The sequence below is a fragment of the Beijerinckia mobilis genome, assembly GCF_000745425.1.
GTDB lineage: Bacteria > Pseudomonadota > Alphaproteobacteria > Rhizobiales > Beijerinckiaceae > Beijerinckia > Beijerinckia mobilis.
In genome coordinates, this window is record NZ_JQJH01000012.1 from 1 (window position 1) to 15,809 (window position 15,809).

11 protein-coding genes are annotated in these 15,809 nt (G+C 54.2%); 7 read left to right on the forward strand and 4 right to left on the reverse strand.

Annotation, left to right across the window (positions count from 1 at the left end; genetic code table 11):
• Positions 1-1,165 precede the first annotated feature (1,165 nt).
• The 7 genes from DL88_RS10710 to DL88_RS10740 all read left to right on the forward strand — a co-directional run bounded on the left by DL88_RS10710 (position 1,166) and on the right by DL88_RS10740 (position 8,353).
• Positions 1,166-1,969, forward strand: a complete 804-nt coding sequence (locus DL88_RS10710; protein ID WP_034995813.1) for a TOBE domain-containing protein — start codon at positions 1,166-1,168, stop codon at positions 1,967-1,969.
• Between the two features lie 223 nt (positions 1,970-2,192).
• Entirely contained in the window at positions 2,193-2,561 is a 369-nt protein-coding gene (gene rpsM / locus DL88_RS10715; protein WP_034995818.1) for a 30S ribosomal protein S13, read from the forward strand.
• Between the two features lie 241 nt (positions 2,562-2,802).
• The gene (rpsK, locus tag DL88_RS10720) at positions 2,803-3,192 is read left to right on the forward strand and encodes a 30S ribosomal protein S11 (protein WP_034995819.1); all 390 of its coding nucleotides are present in this window, start codon (positions 2,803-2,805) and stop codon (positions 3,190-3,192) included.
• Between the two features lie 318 nt (positions 3,193-3,510).
• Positions 3,511-4,527 carry a DNA-directed RNA polymerase subunit alpha gene (locus DL88_RS10725; RefSeq protein ID WP_034996006.1) on the forward strand — a complete coding sequence of 339 codons (1,017 nt, stop codon included), beginning with the start codon at positions 3,511-3,513 and terminating at the stop codon, positions 4,525-4,527.
• Positions 4,528-4,692: 165 nt separating this feature from the next.
• Positions 4,693-5,115, forward strand: a complete 423-nt coding sequence (gene rplQ / locus DL88_RS10730; protein ID WP_034995822.1) for a 50S ribosomal protein L17 — start codon at positions 4,693-4,695, stop codon at positions 5,113-5,115.
• Between the two features lie 389 nt (positions 5,116-5,504).
• Entirely contained in the window at positions 5,505-6,944 is a 1,440-nt protein-coding gene (locus tag DL88_RS10735; protein WP_051955888.1) for a DegQ family serine endoprotease, read from the forward strand.
• Between the two features lie 98 nt (positions 6,945-7,042).
• The gene (locus DL88_RS10740; RefSeq protein WP_034995823.1) at positions 7,043-8,353 is read left to right on the forward strand and encodes a replication-associated recombination protein A; all 1,311 of its coding nucleotides are present in this window, start codon (positions 7,043-7,045) and stop codon (positions 8,351-8,353) included.
• A gap of 284 nt (positions 8,354-8,637) precedes the next feature.
• Here the strand turns inward: DL88_RS10740 and lon are convergent, their stop codons facing one another.
• From lon to tig, 4 genes are all read right to left on the reverse strand, one after another.
• Positions 8,638-11,052, reverse strand: a complete 2,415-nt coding sequence (lon, locus tag DL88_RS10745; RefSeq protein WP_034995826.1) for an endopeptidase La — start codon at positions 11,050-11,052, stop codon at positions 8,638-8,640.
• 281 nt (positions 11,053-11,333) lie between these two features.
• A complete protein-coding gene (gene clpX / locus DL88_RS10750; RefSeq protein WP_034995828.1) occupies positions 11,334-12,599 on the reverse strand; it encodes an ATP-dependent Clp protease ATP-binding subunit ClpX in 1,266 nt (421 codons plus the stop codon).
• A gap of 521 nt (positions 12,600-13,120) precedes the next feature.
• A complete protein-coding gene (locus DL88_RS10755) occupies positions 13,121-13,774 on the reverse strand; it encodes an ATP-dependent Clp protease proteolytic subunit (RefSeq protein WP_034996009.1) in 654 nt (217 codons plus the stop codon).
• A gap of 650 nt (positions 13,775-14,424) precedes the next feature.
• Positions 14,425-15,804, reverse strand: a complete 1,380-nt coding sequence (gene tig, locus DL88_RS10760; protein ID WP_034995832.1) for a trigger factor — start codon at positions 15,802-15,804, stop codon at positions 14,425-14,427.
• Between the last annotated feature and the right edge of the window lie 5 nt (positions 15,805-15,809).

Consider the following 15,809-nt stretch of genomic DNA (forward strand, 5'->3'; position numbering starts at 1 on the left):
CGACCCGATACGATAAAACCGCCGAAAGCTACCTTGGCTTCGTTCATATCGCCGCTATTCGCCTCTGGATGCACGCATTCGTCAACAGGACCTAGAATCACCGCTCGCGTACCCGCACAATTTTTCTTCTGAAAGGGAAGGATAAGGTTCGAAGCGGACGCTCGCATGAGACATCGGCCAAACATCATCCCCTTGCGGCATCACCAGACAAGCAGAATGCAAGTCCCGGCCACTAGAAATGCTTCTCGATTCAAGCTATTGAAAATCCGCTCCTTTCTCTTTCTGACGCATGGTACAAACATTCACTAACGCTTTTGAATATATTTCCTTGGCCTGCCTATCAAAGTCGATTCAATCAGAGATGAGCTAAACAAATAGACGGCAGGCGACTAAATACCTCAAAATATTACTGGTTATTAATCCATAAACTTAACAACTTTCACAGAAAAGCGTCATATAAGAGCTCAATGAGCAAGCTGTCCGAACGATTGCTTACCCAAGAGTGAAGATCAATAAAATTTAACTTGGAACCCATCACACCTATCGATATACAACTAAAAAATTTCACGATTCTGGTAAGATTTCAGATGTCAAGCCAGTACAAGGTCCTAGGAATGGTATTCCTCATGCCGACACTCTCTCTTCGGACAGACCATGAAAATGATTCGAAATCATAATTGATGCATCAGCTCGCTGTCTTTCAAGCAATAATTCCCTTTAGGCATTGCCTGTCGAATTGAAATATTCACAGAGCAGACAAAGGTAATATTGATGAATGATGTGTGCTTCACTATCTAATAGCGGTAATTGTTTATATTGCGTTCGGCGTTTCTCTGGGCGGCAAAGACATGGAAGCAGTGAACCGGTCTTCGTGGTTGTGTGTAACGGCGCGGGGTGCCAAGGCATGGCATTGTCCGGTATGGCGTAACTTCATTCCGTCTCGGATAAAGAAAACATCGTCTGAGCAGAGATTCCTGGACCGCATCATGAAATGAAATTCGCTATTTATTCCGTTTATTCCCCAGATTGTTCCGGCTCCAGGATCGCGAACGGCAGTTTTATGCACTACAATGTCCAATTATAAATGAAACTTCCCTTCTTAATTACTGGGTTTTAACTTGATAATTCCGCATAGAATTTAACTTTTATTTATTGGGAGAAAAAATTGGCTCGCTTGATTTCCAGCAAAATAGACACGTTACTTGCTTTGCGGGCCGATGGGCGTTTACTCGTCGGTCGTGAACGTATCACGCTGCTTGAAGCCGTTATCCAGCACGGAAGCATTACCAAGGCCGCTGAAATCGCTGGTTTCAGCTATAAGACCGCTTGGGATGCCGTTAACGCGATCAACAATCTTCTGCCACGCCCGGCGTTCATTACCCGCACCGGGGGGCCGCGCGGAGGAGGCGCTGAAGTCACCGAGGAGGGCCGCAGACTCATCACGGTTTTCCGCAGGCTCGAGGAAAAACTCGGACGGATCTCCGCCGCCATTGCTGAAGAAGGTCTGGAAAACGACCAGGATCTCCTGTTTTGGGGCGTGGCGATGCGTCTCAGCGCTCGCAACGCCTTCCATTGCACGGTGAAAGCGATCCTACCCGCGCCGGTGAACGTCGAAGTTCAACTCCAAGTCTCACCCGAATGCGAAATCGCAGCCGTTCTGACCAACGCCGCCGTTCAGGAACTTGGCCTCGTACCGGGCCGTCAGGTCGTCGCATTGGTCAATGCTTCATCGGTTATGCTGGCCCCGACGGAAGAGCCGCCGAAAATCTCCGCCAGGAATAAAATCGCCGGCACGGTCGTAAGTTATGTGAATGGCGGCATGGATTGCGAGGTCGCCATTGATATTGGCGAAGGTAAGACAATAACGTCCATCCTCTCCTGTGATGAAACATCCAAGGAAGATTTTCTGCCCGGTAAGAAAGTCTGGGCGATTTTTAAAACCTCCAATGTCATCATCGCAAGCGATTGAGGAAACGACCCGGGATCATGCCGCCGACGGAAACGACTTCTTGTCAAATATTCGTTGACGAGAGTCGTTTATTTCCCTAAGAACGCCCTTCGTCGTCGAAATAGGCTTTATTGCTTAACGGCACGATTACCAATTTTTCATGGAATCACAGGGGCCGGCCTCCACCGGACGTGGTTCAGAACCGTTTCTCGATATCATTCGAGGAACGATATGGAGAAGAGTTTTGGCTCGTATTGCTGGCGTTAATATTCCAACGAATAAGCGTGTGATCATCGCGCTCCAATATATTCACGGAATCGGTCCCAAAAAGGCGGAAGAAATCTGCGAAAAGGTGGGGATCCCGTCGGAACGTCGCGTAGTTGATCTGACCGATGCGGAGGTTCTCCAGATCCGTGAGACGATTGACCGTGACTATGTGGTCGAAGGTGATCTCCGCCGTGAAGTCGCGATCAATATCAAACGCCTGATGGACCTTGGCTGCTATCGTGGCCTTCGCCATCGGCGTCAGCTTCCGGTTCGTGGTCAACGCACCCATACCAACGCTCGAACCCGCAAGGGTAAGGCCAAGCCGATTGCCGGCAAGAAGAAATAAGCACTTGCCGCCTGTTTCTCGGGAAGTTTGGCTGGGGCGCGTTTATCACGCTCCACCTTATCGGCATAATTCGAAAATCTCAGAATTGTAGAGACTTAAATGCAAAATCGACTGGAAGTGTATGATTTCCAGTCGATTTTCATATTCCAGTTGGGGGCGTCTTCAATCCGTTCCCCTTTGATCACCTCATCCTGAATCCCGAGCGCCTGGTGTTACGGGCGCGCTCGCAAGGATCCTGAAAATGGCAAAAGAAGCTACTCGTATCCGCCGCCGCGAACGCAAGAATATCGTTTCCGGCGTAGCCCACGTCAATTCCACGTTCAACAATACAATGATCACCATTACCGATGCTCAGGGTAATACGATTTCCTGGTCCTCGGCGGGAATGATGGGTTTTAAGGGCTCCCGCAAATCGACCCCCTACGCGGCCCAGATGGCTGCTGAGGATTGCGCGCGTAAAGCGGTAGAACATGGCATGAGGACCTTGGAAGTCGAAGTTTCCGGCCCTGGTTCGGGGCGTGAATCGGCCTTGCGGGCGCTGCAGGCTGCTGGCTTTACCGTGACCTCCATTCGTGACGTCACGCCGATTCCACATAACGGCTGCCGCCCCCGTAAACGGCGGCGCGTCTGATCCTTTCGTTTCGTGGGCGCTACAGGCATCGCGCCCACGAAGCAGAAAGCCCGAACCATCATAACGCGGCAGTGGCAAGCACTTCCGCGTTGAATTTGTGTAGATAGTTTCAGTGCAACCTATTAGGCCTCGTCGCAACGAAGGATCTTTACCAAGCGGCAGCTCCCATGCCTGATCTTATTGATCGCAGCCGGTCACGATCAATGAAATTGGGTATCAAGTCTGCGATCTCAGGCCGATATCGAAATCGCATAGAGACGAAGATAACACCGCGGCGCCACCGTCGTCAGGCGTTTCGCATAGTGAAAGGTGCCATTCGTGATCCAAAAGAATTGGCAGGAACTCATCAAGCCAAGCAAGCTCGATGTCACTCCGGGCGATGATTCAAAACGTTTCGCGACGATTATCGCGGAACCGCTTGAGCGCGGCTTCGGCCTGACGCTCGGCAACGCCTTGCGCCGCATCCTTTTGTCTTCCCTGCAAGGTGCGGCAATCACCTCGGTCCATATCGACGGCGTCCTCCACGAATTTTCGTCGATCCCTGGGGTGCGTGAGGATGTAACCGATATCATCCTCAACATCAAAGACATCGCCATCAAGATGCAGGGCGATGGCCCCAAGCGTATGATCCTGAAAAAGCAGGGGCCGGGTAAAGTCCTCGCCGGCGATATCGGTACGGTCGGCGACGTTCAGATTCTCAATCCAAATCTGGTCATCTGCACACTCGACGAGGGTGCAGAAATTCGTATGGAATTCACCGTCAACACGGGCAAAGGCTATGTCGCGGCCGACCGCAACCGCGCAGAGGATGCGCCGATCGGCCTGATACCCGTCGACAGCCTCTATTCGCCCGTCAAAAAGGTGAGCTACAAAGTCGAAAATACGCGCGAAGGTCAGATTCTCGATTACGATAAGCTGACGCTTCAGGTCGAAACCAATGGCTCTCTGACACCGGAAGATGCAGTCGCCTTCTCAGCGCGCATCCTGCAGGATCAGCTGAACGTTTTCGTGAATTTCGAAGAGCCGCGCCGCGAAGAAGCGACACCGTCCATCCCCGAACTGGCCTTCAATCCGGCTCTGCTCAAGAAGGTGGACGAACTCGAACTGTCCGTACGCTCCGCCAATTGCCTGAAGAACGACAATATCGTCTATATCGGCGACCTGATCCAGAAAACCGAAGCGGAAATGCTGAGAACGCCCAATTTCGGGCGTAAATCCCTGAATGAAATCAAGGAAGTTTTGGCTCAGATGGGGCTTCACCTCGGCATGGAAGTCACGGGCTGGCCGCCGGACAATATTGACGAGCTCGCCAAAAGATTCGAGGAACATTACTGAGATCACGGAACTGGTGCATTCAGCAGCCATATGATCAAGGCTGATGTACGCAGACCATGAAAGCGGGGCGAAGGTCCCGCTCCCCTTCCCGCCTCCTTTGTGGGCGGTCAATCAAAGACGGTCGACCCTTGGCACGGCGGCCGTATAATCATCAGGAGAAAGCCAATGTATCATGGTCACGCCAAGCGCAGATTTGGGCGTACGCACGAACACCGCAAGGCCATGTTTGCCAATCTGAGTCAGGCTCTCATCAAGCATGAGCAGATTGTGACGACGCTTCCCAAAGCCAAGGACCTCCGCCCTATCGTCGAAAAGCTCGTCACGCTTGGCAAACGCGGGGACCTGCATGCCCGCAGACAGGCCATTGCTCAGATCAAGGATGTGGCTTTGGTCGGCAAGCTCTTCGAGGTGCTCGGGCCGCGCTACAAGGACCGCCACGGCGGTTATCTTCGGGTTCTGAAAGCTGGCTTTCGCTATGGTGATAATGCGCCCATGGCTGTGATCGAATTTGTGGATCGCGACGTGGAAGCCAAAGGTAAGGATTCCGGCCCGGTGCAAGTCGCAGACGCGGACGAAGCAGCTGCCTAAAGCCAATTGCGGCGGTGAACCTGATCACCGCCGTTTTTTATTTTTCTGAGTGGTGGGAAATCACTTTCTCTTTCCCCGAGAAACCAGGTCGCTTCAATATCATCTCGCGGCCTATGACGTGAAAATAGGGAGAAGGCTTCCTCCACGGATCAAGATTTCCGTGCCGAAGCGCACATGGATGGGTTCGAAACGCTCGGTGAAAATCCAAGAGCGCATTGGCAATGGCCATGAATCTCCCGCCGACATGATCCGGCCAAATTCTCATCGCGAATATTGCCTCGATCCCTTTCTCTTTTTAAGAAGTGAGCGGGATGGCACCGTCATAGACGGAAGATTCAGTCTCTCATAAGGTGACGCCTTTGATGCATGCCCAGAAAGGGTGCCGAAGCATGACCCTTTACGGCCGTTCTTCCTTTCCGCGCCTTTTTATCGTTCTCGCCTCTATTTTGGGCGTCCTTTTCATTGGCTGCGGTCCGCTCTCTCACGGCGCTTCAGGCGAGACACGGGAAATACCCGTGTCTCATGACGATGCCATTCTTTCCTTCGCCGCACCGGTCAAGAAAGCCCGTCCCGCGGTCGTCAACGTCTATGCCTCCCGCACGGAACGGCAACCTCGCAATCTTTTGCTCGACGACCCCGTCTTTCGCCGGTTTTTTGGTGAAGGACGCCGGCCTGGCGGCCCTACGGCACAATCCCTGGGTTCGGGAGTTCTCGTCGATCCTTCCGGTCTTGTCGTCACGAATTATCATGTCATAGACGGCATGACGAATGTGAAAGTCGCCCTTAGCGACAAGCGCGAATTTGAGGCGCTTATCGTTCTGCGTGATCAACGCACCGATCTGGCAGTTCTGCGTATTGAAGGAGGCGATGAACGCTTTCCCTATATGGAAATGGGAGATTCCGACGCACTTGAGGTCGGCGATTTGGTGTTGGCGATCGGCAACCCTTTCGGCGTTGGCCAGACGGTCACGCAGGGCATCGTTTCTGCCCTGGCACGCACGCAGGTCGGCATTTCGGACTATGGCTTTTTTATCCAAACGGATGCGGCCATCAATCCGGGTAATTCCGGCGGCCCGCTCATTGATATGAAAGCGCGGCTGATTGGCGTGAATTCGGCAATTTTCTCCCAAACGGGCAGTTCAATCGGCATTGGCTTCGCCATTCCCGTCAATATGGTCAAAGTGGTCGTGGCGGCGGCTAAAAACGGCGGACGTCAAGTCAAACGTCCCTGGCTTGGCGCGAGCCTGCAAGGCGTTTCAAGGGAAATAGCCGATTCCCTTGGCCTCGATCGTCCCGCCGGCGCGCTCGTTGTCGAAGTCTCTGACAGCGGTCCCGCTTTCGAGGCTGGCCTAAAGCGGGGCGATCTGATCACGAGGATCGATGGACAGGTTCTGGAAGATCCGGAATCCCTAGGCTATCGGCTTGCAACGCGGCCGATAGGCGGCAAGGCGCAATTGACTGTTTTGCGTAATGGCAAGCCGATCACAACCAATCTGAACCTCAGTGCTGCTCCTGAAACACCGCCACGCGATGAGATCAAGATCAACGGCAATTCGCCCCTCTCCGGCCTCAGCGTCGTTAATCTCTCACCTGCCGTCACGGAGGAATTTTCAATACAGGGCTCTTATCAGGGAGTCGTGATTGATGACATCGAGGATAATTCGCGTGCCGCGACCATCAACTTTCAGAAAGGCGATGTGATCATCGCTCTTAATGGAGTCAAGATCACATCGACACGTCAGCTCAACAAGCTTCTGAACGAGCAACAACAATATTACTGGAAGATTACTATCGGTCGTGGTCACGAAATCATGACGACCGTCCTCTGAGGCTTCGTGATCGACGGCCAGTCTGTCTTCGTGCGCGGGACCTGAGACTGGCCGAGCACAACGTCTCCGCGACGGGATACGAGTAAGGACCCTTCGTGATGAGCGACCTTTTCAGCGCAGCAGGTCTAGAAAAGAATGTTCAGGCGCCGCTCGCAGACCGCCTAAGGCCGCGACGGCTCGACGAGGTGGCGGGGCAAGATCATCTTCTAGGCCCAGAAGGCGCGCTGACGCGTCTCGTGAGAGCGGGCAGCCTCGGTAGCCTGATCTTCTGGGGACCGCCCGGCACCGGCAAAACCACGGTGGCCCGGTTGCTTGCGGGTGAGACGAAACTCACCTTCGTACAACTCTCTGCAATCTTCTCTGGGGTCGCCGAACTCAAAAAGGTCTTCGATGAAGCCCGCGCAAGACGGCGCCTCGGTCAGGCGAGCCTGCTGTTCGTCGATGAGATCCATCGCTTTAACAGAGCGCAGCAGGACAGTTTTCTCCCGGTCATGGAAGACGGCACCGTCACGTTGATCGGTGCCACTACGGAAAATCCAAGCTTTGAGTTAAATGCCGCCCTTCTCTCCCGCGCACGCGTCCTCGTCTTCCACTCGCTCGATGAAAACGCCATCTCCAGGCTGCTGGAACGCGCCGAAATCATAGAAGGCAGGCCCCTTCCCCTCGATGAAGGCGCTCGCGCCGCTCTCGTGCGGATGGCTGATGGGGATGGACGCGCCGCATTAAGTCTGGCCGAAGAAATCTGGCGTGCCGCCGGTGAAGGAGAGATCTTTTCGATCGCAACTTTGGTGCAGGTCGCGCAACGCCGAGCACCGATCTACGACAAAGCGCAGGAAGGTCATTACAACCTCATCAGTGCTTTGCATAAATCCGTACGCGGTTCGGATCCGGATGCCGCATTATATTATCTCGCCCGTATGTTCGAGGGTGGCGAAGATCGCCTCTTCATTGCGCGACGCATCGTACGCATGGCCGTGGAAGACATAGGCCTCGCAGATCCCCAGGCGCTCGTCATCGCCAATGCGGCCAAGGAAGCCTATGATTTTCTTGGCTCGCCAGAAGGTGAACTGGCGATCGCCGAAGCAGTCGTCTATATGGCAACGGCACCGAAATCGAACGCAATCTACAAAGCATTCAAGAAAGCCACCGCATGTGCCAGGGAGCATGGCTCTCTGATGCCACCCAAGGTCATCTTGAACGCACCGACGAAACTCATGAAAAGTGAAGGCTACGGTTCAGGCTACCGTTACGATCATGACGAGCCCGATGCCTTCTCCGGCCAAAATTACTGGCCCGATGCTCTTGGCCGGCAAACTCTCTACCAACCTACATCGCGCGGTTTCGAACGGGATATAGAAAAGCGCCTGGATTATTGGGCGCGATTACGCAAGGAACGCGAACAGACCTAAAGCATTTGCCGATTGTGCGAAATCACTGCGTGATTCCATTACATAGAAAATACTTCGATTTTTTTCGAATAGGGCGTTTACGAATTTGTCCCAAACGCTCATGACGCATACACAAACCTTATTAACGAAACACCCTATTCATGCAGTCACATGACGAGCATCACAGTCAACCATTGAACCGACGCCACAAGCAAATATACAGATAGAAAAAAGGCGGGATGATCCGTTCAGAATCATCCCGCCCTGAATTTTAGCCGCAGCAGGAGTGGAAACCACCTCTGCCTTTAGTGAGCAATGGCTCCGGAAGCTTCATCCTCGGTACCCAGGGCGACCGGCTTGGCTTCCTCTTCCCAGACGATCGGCACGGGCTGGCGGACCAGAGCATGCTGGAGCACTTCATCCATCCGCGAGACCGGCACGATTTCGAGCGCATTCTTCACAGAATCCGGGATATCGGCCAAATCCTTCGCATTCTCTTCAGGGATCAGGACCTTCTTCAGACCGCCGCGCATAGCTGCCAAAAGCTTTTCCTTCAACCCGCCGATCGGCAAGACGCGCCCGCGCAGAGTGATCTCACCCGTCATGGCAATGTCGCGCCGGATCGGAATACCGGTCATGACCGAAGTGATCACCGTCGCCATGGCGACACCAGCCGACGGTCCATCCTTGGGTGTCGCGCCTTCAGGCACATGCACATGGATGTCACGGCGATCGAAGAGCGGCGGCTCGATGCCGAAATCGACAGCTCGAGAGCGGACATAGGAAGCCGCCGCAGAGATCGATTCCTTCATGACATCCTTCAGATTACCGGTCACGGTCATGCGACCCTTGCCGGGCATCATCACGCCTTCAATCGTCAGCAATTCGCCGCCGACTTCGGTCCACGCCAGTCCGGTGACAACACCGACCTGATCCTCGAGTTCCGCTTCACCATAGCGATAGCGCGGCACACCCAGGAAGTCGGGGACATTGTCACCTGTAACGGCAACCGTCTCGACCTTCTCAAGGAGGATCTTCTTCACCGCCTTGCGGATCAGATTGGAAATCTCGCGTTCGAGGTTGCGAACACCGGCCTCCCGCGTATAACGGCGCACCAGCATAGTGAGACCGCTATCGTCGATCGACCATTCCTTTGGCGCGAGGCCATGCTTCTTGAGTGCCGCCGGAATGAGATGGCGGCGCGCGATCTCGATCTTCTCATCTTCCGTGTAGCCGGCGATACGGATGATCTCCATGCGGTCCATCAAGGGCGCAGGGATATTCAGCGTATTGGCCGTCGTCACGAACATGACGTTCGAAAGATCATAATCCACTTCGAGATAATGATCAGCGAAGGTCTGGTTCTGTTCCGGATCCAGCACTTCGAGCAAAGCCGAGGACGGATCGCCGCGGAAATCCATGCCCATCTTGTCGATCTCGTCGAGGAGGAGCAGCGGATTCGAGGTTTTCGCCTTCCGCATCGACTGGATGATCTTACCGGGCATTGATCCGATGTAGGTCCGGCGATGACCGCGAATTTCCGCTTCATCACGCACACCACCAAGCGACATGCGCACGAATTCGCGCCCAGTTGCCTTGGCAATTGACTTACCGAGCGAGGTTTTACCAACGCCGGGCGGACCAACGAGGCAAAGGATCGGGCCGGTCAGCTTGTTGGCACGGCTCTGGACGGCGAGATATTCGAGGATGCGCTCCTTGACCTTGTCGAGACCGTAATGCTCACTGTCGAGTACTTCTTCAGCGACGGTGAGATCCCTTTTGACCTTGGAACGCTTGTTCCACGGTATCGCGAGCAGCCAATCGAGATAGTTGCGCACGACGGTCGCTTCGGCCGACATAGGCGACATTTGACGCAATTTCTTCAATTCAGCAGTCGCCTTGTCGCGCGCTTCCTTGGAGAGCTTGGTATTCTTGATGCGCTCCTCGATTTCGGCAAGATCATCCTTACCGTCCTCGTCACCGAGTTCCTTCTGGATCGCCTTCATCTGCTCGTTGAGATAATATTCACGCTGGGTCTTTTCCATCTGGCGCTTGACCCGCGTACGAATACGCTTCTCGACCTGCAGGACAGAGATTTCACTCTCCATCAGGGCAAGGCATTTTTCCAGCCGCTTGGTAATGGACGTCGTCTCAAGAACGGCCTGCTTGTCGGCGATCTTCACCGCGAGATGCGAGGCGATCGTGTCGGCAAGCTTTGCGTAATCGTCGATCTGAGTCACCGCAGCGACGACTTCTGGAGAAATCTTCTTGTTGAGTTTCACATAGCCTTCGAATTCGGAGACGACCGAACGCGCAAGGGCTTCGACTTCAACCTTGTCGATCGGATCATCAGCGATCGCCTCGGCGTCGGCCTCGTAATAATCTTCGGTGCGTGTATAATTCTGCACCTTGGCACGCCACTGCCCTTCAACGAGCACCTTGACGGTGCCATCGGGAAGCTTCAAAAGCTGAAGAACTGAAGCCAATGTGCCAGTCGTGAAAATGGCATCCGTAGCCGGATCGTCATCAGCGGCATTCATTTGAGTGGCGAGAAGGATGAGCTTGTCAGCCTTCATCACTTCCTCAAGAGCGCGAATCGATTTCTCGCGTCCGACGAACAAGGGCACGATCATGTGCGGAAAGACGACGATATCGCGCAGGGGAAGAACAGGGTAGCTCTCCACGGAACCGGGGCGAACAAGATCACGCTTCTGGGTCATTTTATCGTCCTATCTCGAAACGCATGTAGGCTATTTTACGCTTGCGTGGCAGAAAGGCATGGCATCGTTTGGGGGATGACGACGCAGGAAACGCAAGCCTTTTGTGCGTTTACCAATTTACGGCCATTTGCTTTAGTCACAGATGGCCACTCGATAGAACCGTTTCAAGAAGACTCTTGGGTTCTGTTAGAGGACGCGAACACATTCGTGTCCTCTTTTTTTGTTCGGGATGTGCGGCGAAATCCCATCTCGCCGCACCCTCTCTACCCTCGGGGGCTATGTCAGGCGCTCGTACCGCTCTTTTCGTTACGCTCTGCGTAAATATAAAGCGGGCGCGATTTTCCTTCGACAACATCCGGGCCGATCACCACCTGTTCGACACTGTCGAGACCCGGCAGATCGAACATTGTATCGAGCAGGATGCTTTCCATGATTGACCGCAGACCGCGTGCTCCGGTCTTGCGCTCAATGGCCTTCTTGGCGACGACATTCAGCGCCTCGTCCTGGAAGGTCAGCTCGGTATTTTCCATTTCGAAAAGCCGCTGATATTGCTTGACAAGCGCATTCTTCGGCTCGGTCAGGATCTTTTTCAGGGCTTCTTCATCGAGATCTTCCAGCGTGGCAATCACAGGAAGACGGCCGACGAATTCCGGAATGAGACCAAATTTCAGCAGGTCCTCCGGCTCAACCTTGCGGAAGATTTCACCCGTGCGCCGATCGTCAGGCGCCTGCACCGTTGCCGAGAAACCGATTGATGTCGTCTTGCCGCGCGTCGAAATGATCTTCTCGAGCCCTGCGAAAGCGCCACCGCAGATAAACAGGATATTGGTCGTATCCACCTGCAGGAATTCCTGCTGCGGATGTTTGCGACCACCTTGCGGCGGCACGGAAGCGACAGTGCCTTCCATGATCTTTAAAAGCGCCTGCTGCACGCCTTCGCCGGAAACATCACGCGTGATCGATGGATTATCAGACTTGCGCGAAATCTTGTCGATTTCGTCGATATAGACGATACCACGCTGCGCCCGTTCGACATTGTAATCGGAAGCCTGCAAAAGCTTCAGGATGATGTTTTCGACATCTTCACCGACGTAACCCGCCTCGGTAAGCGTTGTCGCATCGGCCATCGTGAACGGCACATCGAGGATGCGAGCGAGTGTCTGCGCCAGCAAGGTCTTGCCGGAACCTGTGGGCCCGATCAGCAGAATATTGGATTTCGCGAGTTCGACGTCATTATGTTTGGTAGCGTGATTGAGCCGCTTGTAATGATTATGGACGGCGACCGACAAGACACGCTTGGCCTGAAACTGGCCGATGACATAATCATCGAGAACCTTGCAGATTTCGCGCGGCGTGGGAATTCCATCTCGGCTCTTGACCAGCGAGGATTTGTTTTCCTCGCGAATGATATCCATGCAGAGCTCGACGCATTCATCGCAAATGAAGACGGTAGGACCGGCAATCAGCTTGCGGACCTCATGTTGGCTCTTGCCACAGAACGAGCAATAAAGCGTGTTCTTGGAGTCGCTGCCGCCGACCTTTGTCATGGATCATCTCCTAACGGCCGAAACCCATGTGCGGGTCCCGAACTTGTTGAATTAAAATCGTGAAGAGAGATCACCCCTCGTCACGGCCGGCAGATCCGCACACGAACCAACCGACTTTTATCCACTCGAACCTTCGATCCACTCCTCATTGTGCCTAGAGATTTTCGCTATGCGCAAGATAAGGTTTGGAGATTCAAGTTTCTGCCATGCCTTGCAATCCTTGCGGCCCTACATGACGCCATGCAGACCATGTCATCACTCCGCAATAGAAGGCTTTCATTATGCCGATCCGTTGATTAGCGCCGTCTTCATAACTAAGCGGCTTATTCTTGTGTCGGCCTTACGTGACCCACGGTTGCCAGGATGGACAGAACCGCTGATCAAAGAAACGAGCAAGTTACGTACCAGTGACTGAGCTTATTTTTTGCGGCGGATTGCCCGGCGAAAATGCCGGGCAAGGCCGAGATTCCGAAGCTTAGACCCTCTTTTCGTGCGATCCAAGCATTGGATGAAGTTTCGGTTTATTTTGCTTCCGCGGTCAGAGCGAGTTCCTCAGGCCGCTTGTCGATGACGTGATCGACAAGGCCGAATTCCTGCGATTCAACCGCCGACATGAAATGGTCGCGGTCGAGCGTCTTTTCGATCGTGTCGTAATCCCGCCCCGTGTGCTTCACATAGATTTCGTTAAGCCGGCGCTTGACCTTCATAATATCCTCGGCATGGCGGAGAATATCGGAAGCCTGGCCCGAGAAGCCACCCGATGGCTGGTGCACCATGATGCGGGAATTGGGGGTGGTATAACGCATTCCCGCCTCGCCTGCTGCAAGCAGGAGCGATCCCATCGATGCCGCCTGACCAACGCAGAGCGTCGAGACTTTCGGGCGGATAAACTGCATCGTGTCATAAATCGCCAGACCAGCGGTCACAACGCCGCCCGGCGAATTGATATACATCGAAATTTCCTTCTTGGGGTTTTCCGCTTCAAGGAAGAGCAACTGGGCGATGATCACCGACGCCATATTGTCCTCGACCTGACCGGTGAGGAAGATGATCCTTTCCCGCAAGAGGCGCGAATAGATGTCGAACCCGCGCTCGCCACGGCTGGTGTTCTCGATCACCTGCGGAATCAGATAATTGTTATAGATTTCAACCGGATCGCGGTCACGGATAGCCATGGTATCGTCTTTCCTGAGCTGAAGGCCTGATCCTACCGACCAAGCCCCATAAATGAGCGTTACACTTTGAAGGAGACAGCCAATGAGGGCCATCCGAACGCTTGAATCGCGAAGATAATGACTTCCACGCGCTTCGCAAAGAGATTGCTGCGCGGGAAACATCTCCCGGAACAAGATGCAAGCCAGATCTTGCTGCCGGCAGGCAGTCTCTGTGTTTTTCGTCGAACATAGGTGAGGAAAGATGCGGCAGGAAAAAGGGGCAATGCCCCGCGTCTGAAAAATGGGAAAAATGCCGGCGAGTTCAAGACTTCGATCAGTCCATGGCCACTTTCCCTCAATCGCCATGCTCGGCAGCACCTGCTTCGGGCCCCAGGGTGAAGATAGATGGGAGGGTATCAAGGGTTCGAAACACGCCCAATTTTTAGGCGGTATTTCGGATAATCGGCCGATTCCTCATCAATTCCCGGGTTTTTACGACGTTTGTAAAAACCCGGCGGGATGGTGATCGAGATTCGGAAAATGGTCCAGCTTCGCGGCGGTCGATTCGAATCTCTTCAAACGCGCGGAGCCCGGCGGTTGTGCTGACCGCCGGGCTCCGTCACACATAAAGCATCAAAGGACTCGGCCGGTGAGAACAGCCGGCCAGCCGATCATTCGGCTTCGGGCGCTGCCGCCTCGTCCTTTTCTACCTCTTCCGCCTTTTTAAACAATTCGTCCTTCGAGACTTTGGTGTCCGTCACCTTGGCCTGCGTCAAGATGTAGTCGACGGTCTTATCCTCGAACAAAGGAGCGCGAATCTCGTTCAAGGCTTTCGGATTCTGGCGATAGAAATCCCAGATCATCTTTTCCTGGCCAGGGAAGGCACGCGCGCGTTCGACCAGGGCCTTGCCCACTTCCTCGTCGGGCACGACGATCCCAGCCTTTTCGCCGATTTCCGCGAGCAAAAGGCCAAGTCTTACCCGGCGCTCCGCAATTTTGCGATAATCGGCGCGCGCCGCTTCCTCGGTGGTTCCTTCTTCTTCGAAGGTCTTGCCGCTTCTCTGCTGATCGAGTTCGACCTTGCGCCAGACAGTGGCGAATTCGCCCTCGACGAGGCCTTCCGGCAATTCGAAAGTATATTTCTTGTCGAGTTCGTCGAGCAAAGCGCGTTTCCACTGCGCCCGCGATGCTGCCGTCAATTCCTCGCCGAGTGTATTGCGGATCTGCTCCCGCATGGCCTCAAGCGTCTCATATCCAAAGGCCTTGGCGAGATCATCGTCGATCTTCTGTTCGCCAGGCGCTGAGACCACCTTCACCTTGATATCGAAGGTCGCATGTTTGCCCGCGAGCTTGGCGGCATAATCTTCCGGGAAAGTCACGGCGATCTGACGCTCGTCACCGACCTTGACGCCGACGACCTGATCCTCGAATCCCGGAATGAAAGTATCGGAGCCGAGCACCAGGTCGATATCCTCACCTGTACCGCCTTCGAAAGCCTCGCCGTCGACCTTGCCGACAAAATCGATCGTGACCTTGTCACCCTTCTCTGCCGCCTCTCCCTCAGGGCGCGGTTCATAGGGACGGTTCTGATTGGCGAATCGCTCAACGATCCGATCGACTTCTTCTTCGGGCACTTCGGCAATGAAGCGCTCGATGGTAATGTCGTCGAGGCTACCGATCTCGAATTGCGGCAGAATCTCCATCGCCACTTTGAAGGCGAAATCCGCGGTGGATTCGAAGGCCTTCTCCATTTCGTCTTTTTCGCCGTCGAAATCGATCTTCGGCTCACCCGCCGGACGAAGTTTATTGTCTTCGAGGATCTGGCGATTGGCTTCGTTGATGGCCTCCTGCACGACATCAAGCATGACGGAACGGCCGTAGAGACGCTTCAGATGGGAGACCGGCACCTTGCCGGGACGGAAACCGTTGATCCGTACCTTTGCCTTCATCTCCTGAAGCTGCTCGTCGAGGCGGGACGCGATATCGGCAGCCGGAAGCACCACTCTATATTCGCGCTTGAGACCCTCGGAGAGGGTTTCGGTCACTTGCATCTCAA

What these genes read in the sequence shown, in the direction of transcription:
- rpsK (WP_034995819.1), top strand. Translation starts at nt 2,803, where the DNA reads ATGGCAAAAGAAGCTACTCGTATCCGCCGCCGCGAACGCAAGAATATC.
- rplQ (WP_034995822.1), top strand. Translation starts at nt 4,693, where the DNA reads ATGTATCATGGTCACGCCAAGCGCAGATTTGGGCGTACGCACGAACAC.
- DL88_RS10735 (WP_051955888.1), top strand. Translation starts at nt 5,505, where the DNA reads ATGACCCTTTACGGCCGTTCTTCCTTTCCGCGCCTTTTTATCGTTCTC.
- DL88_RS10740 (WP_034995823.1), top strand. Translation starts at nt 7,043, where the DNA reads ATGAGCGACCTTTTCAGCGCAGCAGGTCTAGAAAAGAATGTTCAGGCG.
- lon (WP_034995826.1), bottom strand. Translation starts at nt 11,052, where the DNA reads ATGACCCAGAAGCGTGATCTTGTTCGCCCCGGTTCCGTGGAGAGCTAC.
- clpX (WP_034995828.1), bottom strand. Translation starts at nt 12,599, where the DNA reads ATGACAAAGGTCGGCGGCAGCGACTCCAAGAACACGCTTTATTGCTCG.
- DL88_RS10755 (WP_034996009.1), bottom strand. Translation starts at nt 13,774, where the DNA reads ATGGCTATCCGTGACCGCGATCCGGTTGAAATCTATAACAATTATCTG.
- tig (WP_034995832.1), bottom strand. Translation starts at nt 15,804, where the DNA reads ATGCAAGTGACCGAAACCCTCTCCGAGGGTCTCAAGCGCGAATATAGA.